Here is a 14,575-nt window from a genome sequence, read left to right on the forward strand (position 1 = left end):
CAGGTGATAGGCATGATGGTTAAGTCAGATGTATGCATAGTCGGATCGGGGCCTGGAGGAGCGCTGCTAGCCTATCTATTGGCCAAACAGGACATTTCAGTCGTCCTGCTCGAGAGGCATTCTGAAGTTGCACGGGAGTTCAGGGGCGAATTCCTGAACGAAGAAGGAGAAGGCATTCTGAAAAAGCACGGTTTATTCGAGAGTGTGAAAAGGCTTGGCTTGCTTAGGATGGAACAAATTGAATATTGGCATGACGGCCAAATGTTTAAAAGGATTTTCCCAGAATTGCCGGTAGATCATGTTGGGATACATGTCCCTCAGAATCATCTGCTTACTGCTATATTGAGTGAAGCTGAAAAGCTGGACTCTTTTCAATTGATGATGAATACGAGGGTTACGGACTTGATTCAGAATGAAATGGGCCGGTTTTCGGGTGTTAAGGCCCGAAAGGATGGAAATGACCTGGAAGTGCATAGTTCATTGATAATCGGAGCGGACGGCAGATTTTCCATGGTTCGAAAAAAAGCGGGGATACCAGTAGTTATTAAAAATCATGGCTATGATTTACTGTGGGCAAAAATTCCCGCTCCAGAGGGGTGGAAGCCCTCGATCAAGATGGCATTGGTCAATGACTCCCAGGTTGCCCTCTTCACCCAGGCTGGAGGTTTCATCCAAATTGGATGGAATATAGAACATGGTTCATTTCCCCATTTGCGAAAACAGCCCTTTGAGCCATTCATTGAAGATTTGCTTATCGCCTTTCCTGAACTAAAAAAGGTTGTGTGTGAAAATATCCGCTCTTGGAATGACTTCATTATATTGGATGTTTACAGCAGCTATTGTGAAACGTGGACAAAGGATGGCGTTGCTTTATTGGGTGATGCAGCCCATACGATGACGCCTACAGGTGCGTTTGGACTCAATTGTGCCATGAAAGATGCCGATATATTAGCCGATCTTATTAAAGGATGCATCATGTGGGAGGATACTGGCTTCCTTGGACTTAAAATCGCTGAACCGGAAAGAAAAGCCGAAATTGAAAGATTACAGGCCATGCAGGTGGACAAGGAAATTTCCTTCGCAGCACAGTTTGCCGCTAATGTTTGAATAGGAGTGAAGGATATGAAATTCGGTTTTGATATTGACGATACCCTTATTAATTTGAGGGAGTTCGCTTTCCACCTTTATAATAAAAAGCTTAATAAGAACATAGAGTTAACGAAATTCAGAGCTTTAAAGACGTTAGAGATCCATGAAGCTTTCGGGCTTGATAAAGAGGCTGGGGGCAAGATGTGGAACAGCCTTTCCGAGGAAGTGTATTATTCATCCTGTCCAGCTTTCGAGGGAGCAGTGGAAACGCTGCAGGAGCTTGAACGCGATGGCCATGAAGTCTATTACATCACAGCCAGAAAAGCGGAGCATGGTGAACGGACGAAAAAATGGTTGATTGAAAACGGCTTTCCCGTTAAGGATGACCAATTTTACTGCGGCATGAAGGATCATGAAAAAATTGATACGATTCGCAGATTGGAATTGGATTATTATTTTGATGATAAACCGGCAGTGCTGGAAACTTTATTGGATATCCCAACGAAAGTGTATGCAATGGATAACTCCTATAACAGGGATTTGGATATTCCAAGACTGACAAGCTGGTTTGAATTAAAAGAAATACTCTCCAAATAATCGAATTCTCATAATGAGGGATGACTTGAATAGACTTGAGTCATCCTTTTTATGTATACTATAATGAATGGTTATTCATTTTTGGAATTTAAGAATCAATTCGTTGTAGAAAAAAACATAAGAGTTGGGGGTATTGGGATGGAGAGAAATATTGAAAGTTCTTTGATAGGCACGCTTGGGATAGAAATGAAGGAAATCAGTGATGGGAAAGTCATTGCGACGATGCCGGTGGATGAACGAACTAGGCAGCCGTATGGATTATTGCATGGGGGGGCGTCCGTTGCCCTTGCGGAATCCGTTGCGAGTTTTGGCGGAATCCAGCTTGTAGATAGGACAAAACAAGCTGTCGTCGGTCTTGAAATCAATGCCAACCATGTAAGGAGCGTCCGCTCTGGTTTGGTTACAGCAGAAGGGAACATAATCCATCGCGGGAAGACGACGATGGTATGGGACGTGAAAATCCGTGATGAAGAGGATCGTCTTATCTGCATTTCACGCTGTACATTGGCCGTTATCGACTTACCAAAGTGAATCAGGGAACTATCGCTTTGAAATGTAACGTAATGATTTTACAGTGTCCGGTTTAAGTATAATAGGGCAGTAGACTATTGTTTGAAAGGAGTTTTCTTATGCTGGTTGGTCATATACAAGAAATCACCCGCCATCCTGTAAAATCATTCACCGGTGAGCATGTACAGAAAACGAAGGTGATGGACTATGGGCTATATGGAGATCGCAGTCATGCCTTTAAAGACAAGCACGGGAAGTTCCTAACGATAACCCAAGTTCCTGAAATGGTCCGTTATCAAGCTGTTTTTTCTGGTGAGGAAACCCTTGAACAATATCCGGAAATAAAAGTGAAGACCCCTTCAGGAAACGTGCTGGCTTGGGGTGAAGAGGCCTTTAAGGAGGAAATGGAACGGTTGTTGAAACAGGAGGCAACATCCGTTGTTTATCCGCCTGCACATATCCCGTTCGGTGCGATTGAGGAAGAAAACATCCTGCTTGTCAGTGATGCCTCGATTGGCGAATTGAAAAAGCTTTGGGGAAAAGAAGTGGATGGCAGGAGATTCAGGCAAAATTTGGTGCTATCTTTAGTGGACAAAACACCCTTTTTAGAAGAGCAATGGTTCGGAAAAAGGATTCTGATTGGAAATGATGTAGAATTGGAGATAAAAAGGCGTTGTGAGCGTTGTATGATCATAACAGTCAATCCAAGCGATTCCCAAAGAGATTCATCACTCTTGAAAACTGTCGTCAAGGAAAGGAACAATCATTTTGGCGTATATGCCTCGGTCATCCGTACGGGTGAAATCAGTTTAGGGGACCAAGTATTTTTAAAGGATTGATACATGAAAAGAGCTGCTCCTGTAATCAGGGCAGCTCTTTTGCAATGGCAGGAATCACCGGGTTTTCTTTAAATCATCCTGGACACTTCGATCCCACATTTTAACGCCTGAATGGTAAGCCGAGCGATTGATTAAATGCCCGGCAACAGGGCTGGTCATGAAGATAAAGATGATCGCGAGCACGACCCGGAAATCGAAAAGGCTATGTTTATAATAAAAATATAACAAGGTGCCAATCAGGATGAACATGATTCCAAGTGTCGAGCTTTTTGAGGCAGCGTGATTTCTTGTATAGACGTCGGGCAGACGGATGACTCCGAAAGCCGAGACTAAAAAGAGAAAGACCCCCATTAAAAGGAATAAGGCTGAAAGTATTTCAACGATTGCGGTCATTTTCGATAATCTCCCCTTTCTCAAGGAATTTGGCGAAAGCGACCGTTCCGATGAAAGATAGGATTCCGAGCAGAAGAATGGCTTCCAGATAAGCGCTTGTATCCATGACAATGGATACAAGTGCAACGATTGCGATAAGATTTATTCCCATCGCATCGAGCGCGACGACCCGATCCGGTACAGAAGGCCCTTTGATTAAACGGTATAAGAATCCTATCATGGAAAGCGAAACACCGAGCAACGCGATTTTAAGTATAAGATCGAACATTATTTGCTCACCTCCATGATCGCCTTTTCAAATGTATTTTTAATGCTGTCCACGGCTTCTTCTTTGTCGGCAATATCCATCGCATGGATATAAAGAATCCGATTATCCTCCGATACTTCAACGACAAGTGTTCCTGGTGTCAGTGTAATTAAATTCGATAGTATCGTAATTTCCCAATCCTTAGTTAGCGCGGTTTCGAATGCGAATATGCCAGGTCTCATATCAAGGCTCGGTTTAAGCACGACCTTAAGGACGCTAACGTTGGAAAGTAAGAGTTCCCTTGCGAATATAAGCAGCAATTGAACGACGGCATTCACCCTGTTCAGGTAAAAAGGGCCATTGAAAAAATGACGGAAGACGAACATGATGCCGAGCCCCAATACATATCCGATGATAAAAGTGCTCCCGTTAAACTCATTTTTCAAAAACATCCAGATAAACGCAAGGAACACATTCAGTAAAATTTGGAATGACATCAGGCACTACTCCTTTAAAACCGCTTTAATATAAATATCGGGATTGATTAATGTTTCTGCAGCTTGTGTAATGAATGGGTAAATCGATTCTGTTCCTACTCCGAATAAAACGGAAATGATAACAAGGAGGACGGCAGGAACCAGCATTTTATTCACCGTATTATTAGTTAAGGCATAATCAGCTTTTGGGGTTCCCCAGAAGCCATTCATGAATATTTTCATAACGGAATATAGAACCATCAAGCTAGAAAGTAAGACAACGGCCATTCCAAAGTAGGCCCCTTTTTCTGCAGCTCCCTGAAGAATCAAAAGCTTACCGGCAAAACCGCTGAATGGTGGTATTCCCGCCAATGATATGGCAGCTATGAAGAAAGTCCATGCAAGGGCCGGGTATCGCTTGATCAAGCCGCCCATATCCCGTAAATCATCCGATCCGCTGATTTTGATCATGATGCCAACCAGCAGGCAGAGCGCAGCCTTGATCAGCATGTCATGAATGATATATAGGATGGAGCCCGATAAGGCCTGTTCATTCATGACGGAGATGCCGAAAATGATAACCCCGACGGCGATGATGATATTGTAAATGATGATTTTTTTAACATCCCAATAGGCTATCGCACCAATGACACCGATGATGATGGTCAAGATCGCAAGTATCGCAAGGAAAGTATGAGTGAAATCCTGGTCATGGTAAAACATGAGTGTATAGGTCCTGAAAATGGAATATATCCCGACCTTTGTCAGCAATGCCCCGAATAGTGCCATCACCGGGATTGGTGGAGCATAATAGGACCCAGGAAGCCATTGGAATAGCGGGAAAATGGCTCCCTTCAAACCGAATACGATCAAGAAGCCAATTGCTATCACCGAGATGATTCCAGGCTGGTTTACCTCCGCTATCCTTTGACTGATGTCCGCCATGTTCAATGTACCTAGAACTGAATAAAGGTACGCCACCATGATGACGAAAAAGGACGAGGAAAGCACATTGACGATGATATACTTCAATGATTCCCTCAGTTGGATTTTCGTCCCCCCCAGTACAAGCAGCACGTAAGAAGCCATCAGCATGACTTCGAAAAAGACGAATAGATTGAAAAGGTCCCCCGTAAGGAAAGCACCGTTAACACCAATCAGCAAGAATTGAAATACAGGATAATAATAGTGTCTTTCACGTTCTTCACCTATGGAGTAAAACGAGTAAAGCAGTATGGCAAATCCAATGATATTCGTGGTCAGGACCAGCAGCGAAGAAAGCATGTCTGCGACGATCACGATCCCGAATGGCGCATCCCAGCTGCCGACACCGAGAGTCAAGATCCCATGAGTATGAACCGAGAACACTAGATAAAGGGAAATCGCAATTCCTATAAGAGAGGAAAAAAGGGATATCCCTCTTTGCAGCTTGATTTTTTTTGAAAAGAAAATAAGAAAGATGGCTGTGAAAAGCGGCCATAAAACAGGCATGAAAGTAAGATTATTCATTCGTTTTCGTACCTCTCATTTCTTCCATGTCATCAGTACCGAGTTCCTGGTAGGTCCGGTAAGCAAGAACCAGCAGAAATGATGTGACTCCGAAACTAATGACGATCGCAGTCAAGATAAGCGCTTGCGGAAGCGGATCGACATAGGATGCAACTTTATCACTTAGCAATGGAACGGAATCGCCTTTCAGGCCGCCCATCGTCAAAATCAAAAGGTGGGCGCCGTGACTGAGCAGTCCAGTACCGATTATGATTCTTAAAATGCTTTTTGAAAGCATTAAATAGGTCGCACACATAAATAGTATTCCAACGACAATGGCCATTAAAAGTTCCATTATTCACTCTCCCCTATCGTTTGAATAATGGTCATCGTTACACCAACAACCACAAGATAAACACCCAGATCAAACAGTACCGCGGTATGAAGCGAGATGTGCCCAAGAAGAGGCAAATCGATATAATGATATACATGTGTCATGAGCGGCACCCCGAAAAATAACCCGCCGGCAACAGTCAGGCTTGATATGAGCAAGCCTGAACCAATCATTAGCTTATAGTCAATCGGCAAGATCCCTGCGACGGTTTTAATGTCGAAAGCGAGCAACAGCAAGACTATGGCAGCTGAAGTCATTAAACCGCCGACAAACCCGCCTCCTGGCGAATAATGCCCTCCTAAAAAGATGGCTACCGCAAAAAGCAGGATAACAAAGGCGGCGACTTTCGTAACCGTTTGGAGAATCAGGTCATTTTGCTTCATGATTTATTTCTCCCCCCTGTCAAACGCAATTTGATCATCGCGAATATTCCGAGCGCAGCGATGGAAAGGACACTGATTTCAAACATCGTATCAAGTCCGCGGAAGTCAACAAGAATGACATTTACGACGTTTTTCCCGCCTGCTTCCTTATAAGCATTTTCAAGATAGTAACTTGATATGGAATCAAATAGTTTATTGCTATGTGCGGATAAGGCAATCAGTGTCACGATGACTCCTACACCAATGGATATCAGGGCGTTATTCAACCTGAATGTCATCCGTTCTTCCTTTCTGCTTGCCATTAACGGAAGGTGGAAGAAACAGAGCAAAAACAGGGATACCGAAATCGTTTCGATGACCAGTTGAGTCAAGGCTAAATCCGGTGCCCGCAGCAAAACGAAAAATAGGGAAATCGTATAACCGACCGCTCCTAGAATGATAATGGAAGTTAAACGGGATCTTGCAAACAAGATGGCGATCGAGCTAATCACGATGATTGCCGCTAATACCAATTCATATAAGCCGATCGGGGCAAGATTTCCTGTATCCAATTTAAAGGCATCCTTCCAATAGAGTGTAAAGCCCAATGAAAGAATGAAGAAAAGGAATATGGAAAGCAAATACGTCCGAATCGAACCTGTCATTAAAAATTTCATGACGGAGGATGCTGATCGTTCCAGCCCCTTTATCCCGTTATCATAAAGAGCATTCAGGGATAAACGTTCAGGCATCCACTGGTGGATCTTTTGCCACCTCGGAAACGTTTTGTATAAAATGATTCCAGATGCAATGATGCCGACCGTCATCCAAAATTCAGGTTTAAATCCATGCCAGAATTCGATATGGACTTGGAAATCCGGACCCGCCAAGCTTGGCTGTATGCTAGCTACCGCAGGTTCAATGATCGATGAAGATAGCAAGTTTGGAAAAATACCAAAAATGATGACCAACGAAGCAAGGATGATCGGGGAAATCAACATCCCGATCGGTGCCTCGTGGGGCTTCTTGTCCAATAGTTGTAACTGAAGTTTGCCTGTAAAGGGCTTGAGCACGACGATCATGCTGTAAATAAAAGTGAATACACTGGCAACCCATGCTATAACAGGGAACAGTATGCCCCATGTCTCCATATTGAAGATATTCAATTCCAATACATGCACCATGCTGGCCAAGAACATTTCCTTACTTAAAAAACCATTGAAGGGCGGAAGGCCAGCCATTGAAAAAGCACCTATGGCGGCGACGGTGAAAGTAATCGGCATCAACTGCATCAATCCGCCAAGCTTCCTGATATCACGAGTACCGGTTTCATGATCAATGATGCCTGCAACCATGAAAAGGCTGCCTTTAAAGGTCGCATGATTAATTAGGTGGAATACTGCTGCAACCGTGGCTGCCAAATATATATTTTCCCCTAACGAATCATAGTGGAGAGCCGCCGCACCAAGTCCCAAAAGCGACATGATCAATCCGAGCTGACTGATGGTGGAAAAAGCGAGAATCCCCTTTAAATCAGTCTGCTTGATTGCAGAGAATGAGCCCCAGAACAAGGTAATCAATCCGGCAATCGAAACGAGCCAGAACCATAATCCGGATTCCGCAAAAATAGGACTTAAGCGGGCAACCAGATAAATTCCGGCCTTGACCATTGTCGCGGAATGAAGGTAAGCGCTGACAGGTGTCGGAGCTTCCATCGCGTCAGGAAGCCAGATATGGAACGGGAACTGTGCGGATTTGGTGAATGCGCCAAGCAGCACAAGCAAAAGTGCAGGAATGAAGAGCGAGTGGTCCATAAGTTCCCCGGTTTGTGCTATCAATTCACGTATACTGAATGTGTTCCCCATAATGGAAAGGAGAATGATTCCTCCAAGCAGGCTTAAGCCTCCAAGCACGGTGATCAGCAGGGATTTCTGCGCTCCATAACGTGAACGCTCCCTTTCGTTCCAATATCCTATCAATAGAAAAGATGATAAACTCGTGAATTCCCAAAATGAATAAAGGACAATTAGATTATCGGAAAGGACGACGCCCAGCATCGCTCCCATGAAAAGCAAAAGGAAGACGTAAAATTGGTTCAGCTTTTCTTTCTCTTTCGATAAATAGAAAACCGAATACAGAACGACAAGTGAACCTATCCCTGTAATGAGCAAGGCGAACAAAAGTCCTAGTCCATCTACATAGAAATCAATATGAATTCCGAGTGAAGGAATCCATGCAGCCCTTTCCGTAATGATATCCCCTTGTTTGGTCAAGGAAATGAACCTTGAAAAATAGGTGAAAAGGAGAATCGGTAAAATCAATACAAACCATCCTGTATGTATTTGTCGGAATAGTTTGTATAATATTGGTACAATAAGTGCAAATAGAAACGGTGATAATACCGCCCAATGCAGTAAAGACATAAACTCCCCCCCTTTTTTAAAACGAAGTCATCCGTCTTAGTATGCTTTTTTTACGCAATCTTAGACGTTAGAGAACCTTCGTTGAATATGTATTTTTGATTCGAATACTGGCCTCGCTTAAAAGTATAACGCAATTTATGTGGGTTTGCATGGCTTTAAGAACAGTGAAGGCCGACTAAAATGGATTTTTATATATAGGTAGAAAAGGAGGGGAAATCGTCCCGAAAAATTTTAATTTAAAAGTTTTAAAGGGTGAATTAGTAGAGAATTCATTGTTAAAAAGTGGAATGGTTTGCATAATGTGGGGAAAAGGATGCATGGATGGAGAATTCATGAAAAACGCTTATTTACTTAGCTACTTTCCAATCATTTCAATCCTACTATTCAGCCTCTCCTTTGCCATTTATGGGAAAATGCAAATGCTCATGTTATTTACAAATCTGCTGATCGTATTGCTCCTAAATTTTTTATGGTTTTTGCCGGATTGAAGTTGATCTCCGATACTATATGTAGCAGTCTTTATTATTCCTTTCCAAGGCTTCGGAAGGTAAAACACTGAACAGTGTAAGAAGGGAATCTGTCATATATGTAATTGGCGGTGCTTATTCATTGTTCAATACATCCTTATGGCGGATGTGATATAGGACTGAGCAAAGGCAGTACTTAGTGTGTCCAACGCATAGCTGTCACCGCTATAATTCTTTGGACAATGGTTTTTGCTCAATAGCTTGCTCCGCTAACTGGCTGATTGATGTCAGCATCCGTTTCTTCTATATAGGGGGGCAGAATCAAGGAGTGGGGTTAATGGCTGACCCTGGCTGCCGATAGTTTTGGTATGCCCGATTGAAAGAATTTTTTTTATAATCCTTTTCCCCAATCAAAGAGACAAGCTCGTGCGTATGATGCTGTATAACCACTAAAGCTTCCTCGATATCATTGCACCGATTTTTGATTGTACAGCAGTCTTGGGCTTTAGTTTACAGCTTGGTATCGAGTGCGGTATGGATGGTTACACCGGAATCAAAAGCTTTTCAATCCTTTTATCCAGCTCTGCCTCACCTGATGGCGTATAGCCGCATCAGAACCTTGCAGGGATGTTATGAGACCTTCAGAGGATGTCACTAGGCTTTTCAATTCCTGATGAGCATATGTCACGTAATCGGGATAATAAGTCGACCGAGGTGGACAAGTCCAATTTAATCGTACTTCCGATCTTCGGCACATTAAGAGTTTATAGTTTTTCGGATTATTAAGGATTACTGCCAGTAAGGTGAGTTCTGCCTTTGATAACTTCCCAGTCGGTTTACTGAAATAATACTGGGAGGCAGCTTCGATTCCATATGATCCATTACTGGAAATATATCGTATTCAAATATAGCTCCATGATTTCCGGTTTTGAATTTTTTCGCTCTAATTGATAGGCGTAAAAGAGTTCATTAAGTTTTCGGTTATACGTCCTTTCATGGGAAAGGCAAACACTCCTGGTGAATTACTGGGTAATGGTACTGCCGCCTTGTTCGATTGTTTTATTTTGTGAATTGATAAGATGCGCCTTCCATGCCGGACAGGCCAACACCTGCATGATCATAAAAATTTGTGATCCTCCGTTATGCTGAAAGGGAAATGGTTTTCCAGAAAAAGGGGATGCCATCAAGTTTAAGGTAAGTCCGTTTTTCACCATTGGAAATTTCACTGATCACTTTCCATTTGCAGCCGTCATGTAATTAGTCCTGAGCCAGCTCTATCGAATCAATGGGATTCGCCCGTTAAGTACATGATAGGGAGTTTGGGCTAAGGATCACTTGTGATAGGAAAGGAAAATGAAAAGGACAATACAGGAACTGTGAAGAAAATCGTGCTATAACCAAGATACGTGCGCATAGTTCAACTGCCTAACTAATATATTTTTAGTATATTCTTGGCGATAATGCAGGGATTAAAGAATGGTACTTTCGGTTCGTCCAAATACTAAAAACCAATTAAGGAAAATAATATATAGTTTTGAGTAAATCAAGAATGATGGCAGAAGTCGTATCTGAATGGTGTAATATGATCCAATGAAAAACTTTCTAAATCTTCTGTTATAATATTCTCATGAGAAAATAAAAACCAATTTTTGTTTGTATGTTGACGTCAAGAATAAGAAGGGGGTCATTAAAATGGAGGAACAACAGCAATATGTATTCATTGATTTTGAATTTACGATGCCGGAAGGAAAAGCGAATCCAGTAGGTTTTTATCCAGAAATCATTGAGGTCGGTTTAGTCAGCGTCATTAATGAGACAATTCAGGAACAATTCTCTTCTTTTGTTAACCCATTGAAATTTCCAGTCCTAACGGGGAGATGCAAGAAGTTCTTGAATATTACCCAAGATCAGGTGGACCGGGGGATTTCATTTGAAGAGTTGATTTCTTTATTGAAGAAAATAGATGAGCAGCACCCGACGACGATTGTGACTTGGGGGAATATGGACATGAAGGTACTTCGCCAGAACTGTCAGAAATCAGGATTGGATTTCCCTTTTTCAGGAAAACAAATAGATCTTTGCCTGGAGTATAAACGCTTTTTCGGAGATCAAAATCAGACCGGACTTTGGAAGGCTGTACAGGCCTATGGCAAGGAAGGGACAGGCAAGCATCACAGGGCGTTGGATGATGCAATTACGACATATAATATATTTAAGTTAGTAGAGAAAGATAAAAGTTATATGCAAAATCATGAACCGACGACAATTGGCGATCGCATTGATTTATCAAAGGTATTGAATCATTTAGCGTTATAAAAGCCAAATCATATACTACTGATTTGGCTTTTATGCTTTATTTGAAATAATCCGCCGCCAGATCTTCAAGCAGCTGTAAGCTTTTATCATTCCACTCTGTGTTTGCTTCGCTTAAGGTGTGTTTCATTTTCTCAACAGCTTCTCTTAAGGACTCCTTATACTCAGGAATTTCCTCTTCAAAGCCCCTTACCATATTCTTAGGTACATTGGTTTGCTCCCGGAATGCAAGAGCACGCCGCTGATGGAACATGGACACTTCTGTTTGCTTCGGGTTATGAAGATCCCCCTGCATGGGATGCTTCATGACAGCCAACACTTTAACAAGATATGCAGCAGGTCTGATATCGGTGATTTCCCCGATGTATTTTCCGGTTTTATATATGGCGGTAACCTTATCGCCGATTTTAAAATCCTGTTCTGACATTTCCCTACCACCTTTCTTTTAACTTCCTTCATGATACATAAGAACAACGATTTTTCACAGCGAATTCGTTCAATTTCGCAAAGATGCTTTTTTTATGAAAATCGTGTAAAGTGTACAAATGAAGATGGAAAATGGCGTTACAGGCCATTTATTTAAAAAAAGAAAGAGGGTATATACAATGACAAATTTCCCGCAATTAACAAGTGAAGTTTTGGAAAATGAAAAAGCGGTCATCATGCAAACGACGATGGGCGATATTAAAATTAAATTATTCCCTGAGCTGGCTCCAAAGACAGTGGAAAATTTCATGACTCATGCTGAAAACGGTTACTACGAAGGAATCATCTTCCACCGTGTCATCAAGGATTTCATGCTTCAAGGCGGAGATCCGACAGGTACTGGAATGGGGGGAGAAAGTATTTGGGGAGCTCCATTTGAGGACGAGTTCTCCATGCAATTATTCAATTTGCGTGGAGCTCTTTCCATGGCAAATGCAGGCCCGGGAACAAATGGCAGCCAATTCTTCGTCGTACAGGCCCAGCATGTAGACAGCAGGATGGGTGAGCAGATGAAGGAAGCCGGTTATCCGGAAGAAATCATCAACGCTTATATGGAACAAGGCGGCACACCATGGCTGGACCATAAACACTCTGTTTTTGGACAGGTGGTCGAAGGCCTGGACGTTGTTGATACGATTGCTAATGTAGAGACAGTTGCGGGAGACAAGCCAGCAGTGGATGTAGTCATTAAAGGAATCACCATTTTATAAATAAAAGAGAAGCGGGGGGCTTAGTGCCTCTCGTTTTTTTAGGTTTTAGCGGATTTGCTCCACTAGTGGATTGTTCTGGCAATTGATATAATGGGATAAAGCATTTTAATTCCTATCAGGAAGGATGTATCGAATGGACTTTCTCAATCATACTTTACTAGGTTTGTTTCTTTACTTTCCAGAAGACAAGACTGAATATATCTCTGCAGGTATAACATGCTTCATCTTTTTAGTAGCAGCCGTTTTAACGATGAGGGCAATTATAAGATATTCAAAAAAAGAAGAACTGAAAACTAAGCAATTCGAAGATGAAGTCACTAAAAGGAACCAGCGTATAAAGGATGATACTATTTCTTGATTCCGGAAGATGCGAGTGGATTCAATAGAGTTCCAGCCTTTTTTTTTGCTAATTAGAATATGAATGGTATTATGTTTTGTTAGAAGGCCGTAAAGGACCTAAATGAATAAACTGTTCCCTTATCAGCATAAGCAATTTATACTATAAGCATAGAGATAGAAACTTTGGGGGCGTAAATAGTTATGCAAATCGTAGCTAAAAGAATGATTGCGACGGATACAGTTAAGAGTTTTTTCATTCAGCACTGGGAGACGACTCAAGTCGTTTTTTCAAGAGGTTTGTTTCATTATGCGGAACTTGAGGGTTTTGGAGTGATGGACGAGAATGAAAAAATCATGGGGTTGGGAACGTATAAATTGTCCGACCATGTATGCCAAATCATTTCTTTGAATAGTGAGCATGAGAATCAAGGAGTGGGCTCATCATTGCTTTATGTAATGGAAAATACCGCCAAGGAGAAAAATTGCCATACTATTAAAGCGATTACAACGAACGATAATTTACAGGCATTGAAGTTTTTTCAAAAGCGTGGTTATGTCATTGCGGAAATCGTTAAAAATGCGGTTGAAGAATCACGGAAAATCAAACCTGAAATACCATTTTACAGTTTTGAGGGAATTCCTATCCGAGATGAGATAATACTGGAGAAATACTTGTAATACCTGAATTTTGATAGGGGGAATAGGGATGTTTAAGAAAATTGCGGCTGATGCCCTTGGACTTAGTGATATTGGAAGTGTGATTAGCCCTGCCAATTATGACAAGGTGGATGCAGATGACTATATCATGCATGAAGACGAGGAAAAAATTTATTTCCTGATAAAATCGAAAACCGATGAGTACTGTTTCACGAATCAAGCGTTCATACATTTGGACGGGACAAGTGCCATAAGCAAAAAACGTACACTTACAAGATATAGCTACAGCCAGTACAATATTTCCAACGTAACACTTGAAACGGCAGGGACCGTGGATTTGGATGCGGAAATTAAATTTACGATCGGTGCAAAGACGTTCTCCATTGATGTCCATAAGAAGTTCATTGAAGAATTAAAGGACTTGTTCAAATCATTAGTTAAAATATCGGAAATTTGCCATGAGAATGAATATGCCCTTCAATTTGCACAGCAAAGCGTAAACCTTGCTTCTTCCACTTTGAACCAGGTTCGGACAGAGGGAAGCCAAATGGCTGCAAGTTTCAAGGAAATTAATTCCGCAGCTTTCGAATGGTTGATGGACAGTCGGAAAAAGTACCATGTTAAAGATTTTGGCTATGTTTTTGAGAAATATATAAATAATTAAAACAAGGAGGCGAACACGGAACGATGTGTCCGCCTTCTTTTTTAATGGCTGTTTTCACATACTTTGTTGCTATTTACCAGGTAGTGAGTTGTGGTTGATTTCCCCTCCAGATGCTCGCTTT

At 41.9% G+C, this 14,575-nt stretch carries 19 protein-coding genes and 2 pseudogenes; 10 read left to right on the forward strand and 11 right to left on the reverse strand.

The genetic code is table 11. From position 1 onward, the window contains the following. The first annotated feature begins 12 nt into the window (after positions 1 to 12). The 4 genes from SB775_RS15235 to SB775_RS15250 all read left to right on the forward strand — a co-directional run bounded on the left by SB775_RS15235 (position 13) and on the right by SB775_RS15250 (position 3,035). A complete protein-coding gene (locus SB775_RS15235; RefSeq protein ID WP_410862077.1) occupies positions 13 to 1,107 on the forward strand; it encodes an FAD-dependent monooxygenase in 1,095 nt (364 codons plus the stop codon). Between the two features lie 15 nt (positions 1,108 to 1,122). Beyond that, positions 1,123 to 1,686, forward strand: coding sequence for a 5' nucleotidase, NT5C type (locus SB775_RS15240; RefSeq protein ID WP_410862078.1), 564 nt, complete (start codon positions 1,123 to 1,125; stop codon positions 1,684 to 1,686). A 138-nt stretch (positions 1,687 to 1,824) separates the two neighbouring features. Then, positions 1,825 to 2,217 (forward strand): hotdog fold thioesterase, encoded by a 393-nt coding sequence (locus SB775_RS15245; RefSeq protein ID WP_089361867.1) that lies wholly within the window; start codon positions 1,825 to 1,827, stop codon positions 2,215 to 2,217. Positions 2,218 to 2,315: 98 nt separating this feature from the next. Further along, positions 2,316 to 3,035 carry an MOSC domain-containing protein gene (locus SB775_RS15250; RefSeq protein WP_410862079.1) on the forward strand — a complete coding sequence of 240 codons (720 nt, stop codon included), beginning with the start codon at positions 2,316 to 2,318 and terminating at the stop codon, positions 3,033 to 3,035. 54 nt (positions 3,036 to 3,089) lie between these two features. Here SB775_RS15250 and mnhG read toward each other — a convergent pair whose 3' ends face one another. The 7 genes from mnhG to SB775_RS15285 are packed head-to-tail and all read right to left on the reverse strand — an operon-like array spanning position 3,090 to position 8,818. Continuing rightward, a complete protein-coding gene (mnhG, locus tag SB775_RS15255) occupies positions 3,090 to 3,428 on the reverse strand; it encodes a monovalent cation/H(+) antiporter subunit G (RefSeq protein ID WP_410862080.1) in 339 nt (112 codons plus the stop codon). Beyond that, positions 3,412 to 3,696 carry a Na(+)/H(+) antiporter subunit F1 gene (locus SB775_RS15260; RefSeq protein ID WP_061465443.1) on the reverse strand — a complete coding sequence of 95 codons (285 nt, stop codon included), beginning with the start codon at positions 3,694 to 3,696 and terminating at the stop codon, positions 3,412 to 3,414. Before SB775_RS15260 ends, mnhG begins: the two co-directional genes overlap by 17 nt. Next, positions 3,696 to 4,172 (reverse strand): Na+/H+ antiporter subunit E, encoded by a 477-nt coding sequence (locus SB775_RS15265; protein WP_410862081.1) that lies wholly within the window; start codon positions 4,170 to 4,172, stop codon positions 3,696 to 3,698. The genes SB775_RS15260 and SB775_RS15265 overlap by 1 nt, the downstream gene beginning before the upstream one ends. Before the next feature lie 6 nt (positions 4,173 to 4,178). Continuing rightward, positions 4,179 to 5,660 (reverse strand): Na+/H+ antiporter subunit D, encoded by a 1,482-nt coding sequence (locus tag SB775_RS15270; RefSeq protein ID WP_410862082.1) that lies wholly within the window; start codon positions 5,658 to 5,660, stop codon positions 4,179 to 4,181. Then, entirely contained in the window at positions 5,653 to 5,994 is a 342-nt protein-coding gene (locus SB775_RS15275) for a Na(+)/H(+) antiporter subunit C (RefSeq protein ID WP_410862083.1), read from the reverse strand. Before SB775_RS15275 ends, SB775_RS15270 begins: the two co-directional genes overlap by 8 nt. Next, complete coding sequence (locus SB775_RS15280; RefSeq protein WP_089361862.1) at positions 5,994 to 6,416, reverse strand: Na(+)/H(+) antiporter subunit B; 423 nt, start codon at positions 6,414 to 6,416, stop codon at positions 5,994 to 5,996. Before SB775_RS15280 ends, SB775_RS15275 begins: the two co-directional genes overlap by 1 nt. Continuing rightward, the gene (locus SB775_RS15285; RefSeq protein ID WP_410862084.1) at positions 6,413 to 8,818 is read right to left on the reverse strand and encodes a Na+/H+ antiporter subunit A; all 2,406 of its coding nucleotides are present in this window, start codon (positions 8,816 to 8,818) and stop codon (positions 6,413 to 6,415) included. Before SB775_RS15285 ends, SB775_RS15280 begins: the two co-directional genes overlap by 4 nt. Positions 8,819 to 9,346: 528 nt before the next feature. On the opposite strand from SB775_RS15285, the pseudogene SB775_RS15290 reads away from it, so the two are divergent. Beyond that, positions 9,347 to 9,457 (forward strand): annotated as a pseudogene (locus tag SB775_RS15290) (hypothetical protein); the annotation flags it as partial. 381 nt (positions 9,458 to 9,838) lie between these two features. Here the strand turns inward: SB775_RS15290 and SB775_RS15295 are convergent. The 3 genes and pseudogenes from SB775_RS15295 to SB775_RS15305 form a co-directional block, all read right to left on the reverse strand. Next, positions 9,839 to 10,186, reverse strand: a complete 348-nt coding sequence (locus SB775_RS15295) for a transglycosylase domain-containing protein (RefSeq protein WP_089362088.1) — start codon at positions 10,184 to 10,186, stop codon at positions 9,839 to 9,841. Beyond that, positions 10,167 to 10,289, reverse strand: a pseudogene (locus SB775_RS15300) (transglycosylase domain-containing protein); the annotation flags it as partial. The pseudogene SB775_RS15300 and the gene SB775_RS15295, both read right to left, overlap by 20 nt. 18 nt (positions 10,290 to 10,307) lie before the next feature. Continuing rightward, the gene (locus SB775_RS15305) at positions 10,308 to 10,511 is read right to left on the reverse strand and encodes a hypothetical protein (protein ID WP_089361860.1); all 204 of its coding nucleotides are present in this window, start codon (positions 10,509 to 10,511) and stop codon (positions 10,308 to 10,310) included. 466 nt (positions 10,512 to 10,977) lie between these two features. Here SB775_RS15305 and kapD point away from each other — a divergent pair, with 466 nt between their 5' ends. Next, a complete protein-coding gene (gene kapD, locus SB775_RS15310) occupies positions 10,978 to 11,601 on the forward strand; it encodes a 3'-5' exonuclease KapD (RefSeq protein ID WP_061465435.1) in 624 nt (207 codons plus the stop codon). A gap of 37 nt (positions 11,602 to 11,638) precedes the next feature. On the opposite strand, the gene kapB is transcribed toward kapD, so the two are convergent. Next, positions 11,639 to 12,025, reverse strand: a complete 387-nt coding sequence (gene kapB, locus SB775_RS15315) for a kinase-associated lipoprotein KapB (protein ID WP_089361859.1) — start codon at positions 12,023 to 12,025, stop codon at positions 11,639 to 11,641. Between the two features lie 178 nt (positions 12,026 to 12,203). On the opposite strand from kapB, the gene SB775_RS15320 reads away from it, so the two are divergent. The 4 genes from SB775_RS15320 to SB775_RS15335 all read left to right on the forward strand — a co-directional run bounded on the left by SB775_RS15320 (position 12,204) and on the right by SB775_RS15335 (position 14,454). Beyond that, positions 12,204 to 12,794 carry a peptidylprolyl isomerase gene (locus tag SB775_RS15320; RefSeq protein WP_089361858.1) on the forward strand — a complete coding sequence of 197 codons (591 nt, stop codon included), beginning with the start codon at positions 12,204 to 12,206 and terminating at the stop codon, positions 12,792 to 12,794. Between the two features lie 133 nt (positions 12,795 to 12,927). Further along, positions 12,928 to 13,152, forward strand: a complete 225-nt coding sequence (locus tag SB775_RS15325; protein WP_089361857.1) for a hypothetical protein — start codon at positions 12,928 to 12,930, stop codon at positions 13,150 to 13,152. A 182-nt stretch (positions 13,153 to 13,334) separates the two neighbouring features. Beyond that, on the forward strand, positions 13,335 to 13,811 hold the full coding sequence (locus tag SB775_RS15330; protein ID WP_089361856.1) for a GNAT family N-acetyltransferase: 477 nt from the start codon (positions 13,335 to 13,337) through the stop codon (positions 13,809 to 13,811). Between the two features lie 28 nt (positions 13,812 to 13,839). Next, entirely contained in the window at positions 13,840 to 14,454 is a 615-nt protein-coding gene (locus SB775_RS15335; protein WP_410862085.1) for a PH domain-containing protein, read from the forward strand. The last annotated feature ends 121 nt before the right edge of the window (positions 14,455 to 14,575 follow it).

This window comes from Peribacillus sp. SIMBA_075 (genome assembly GCF_046534585.1).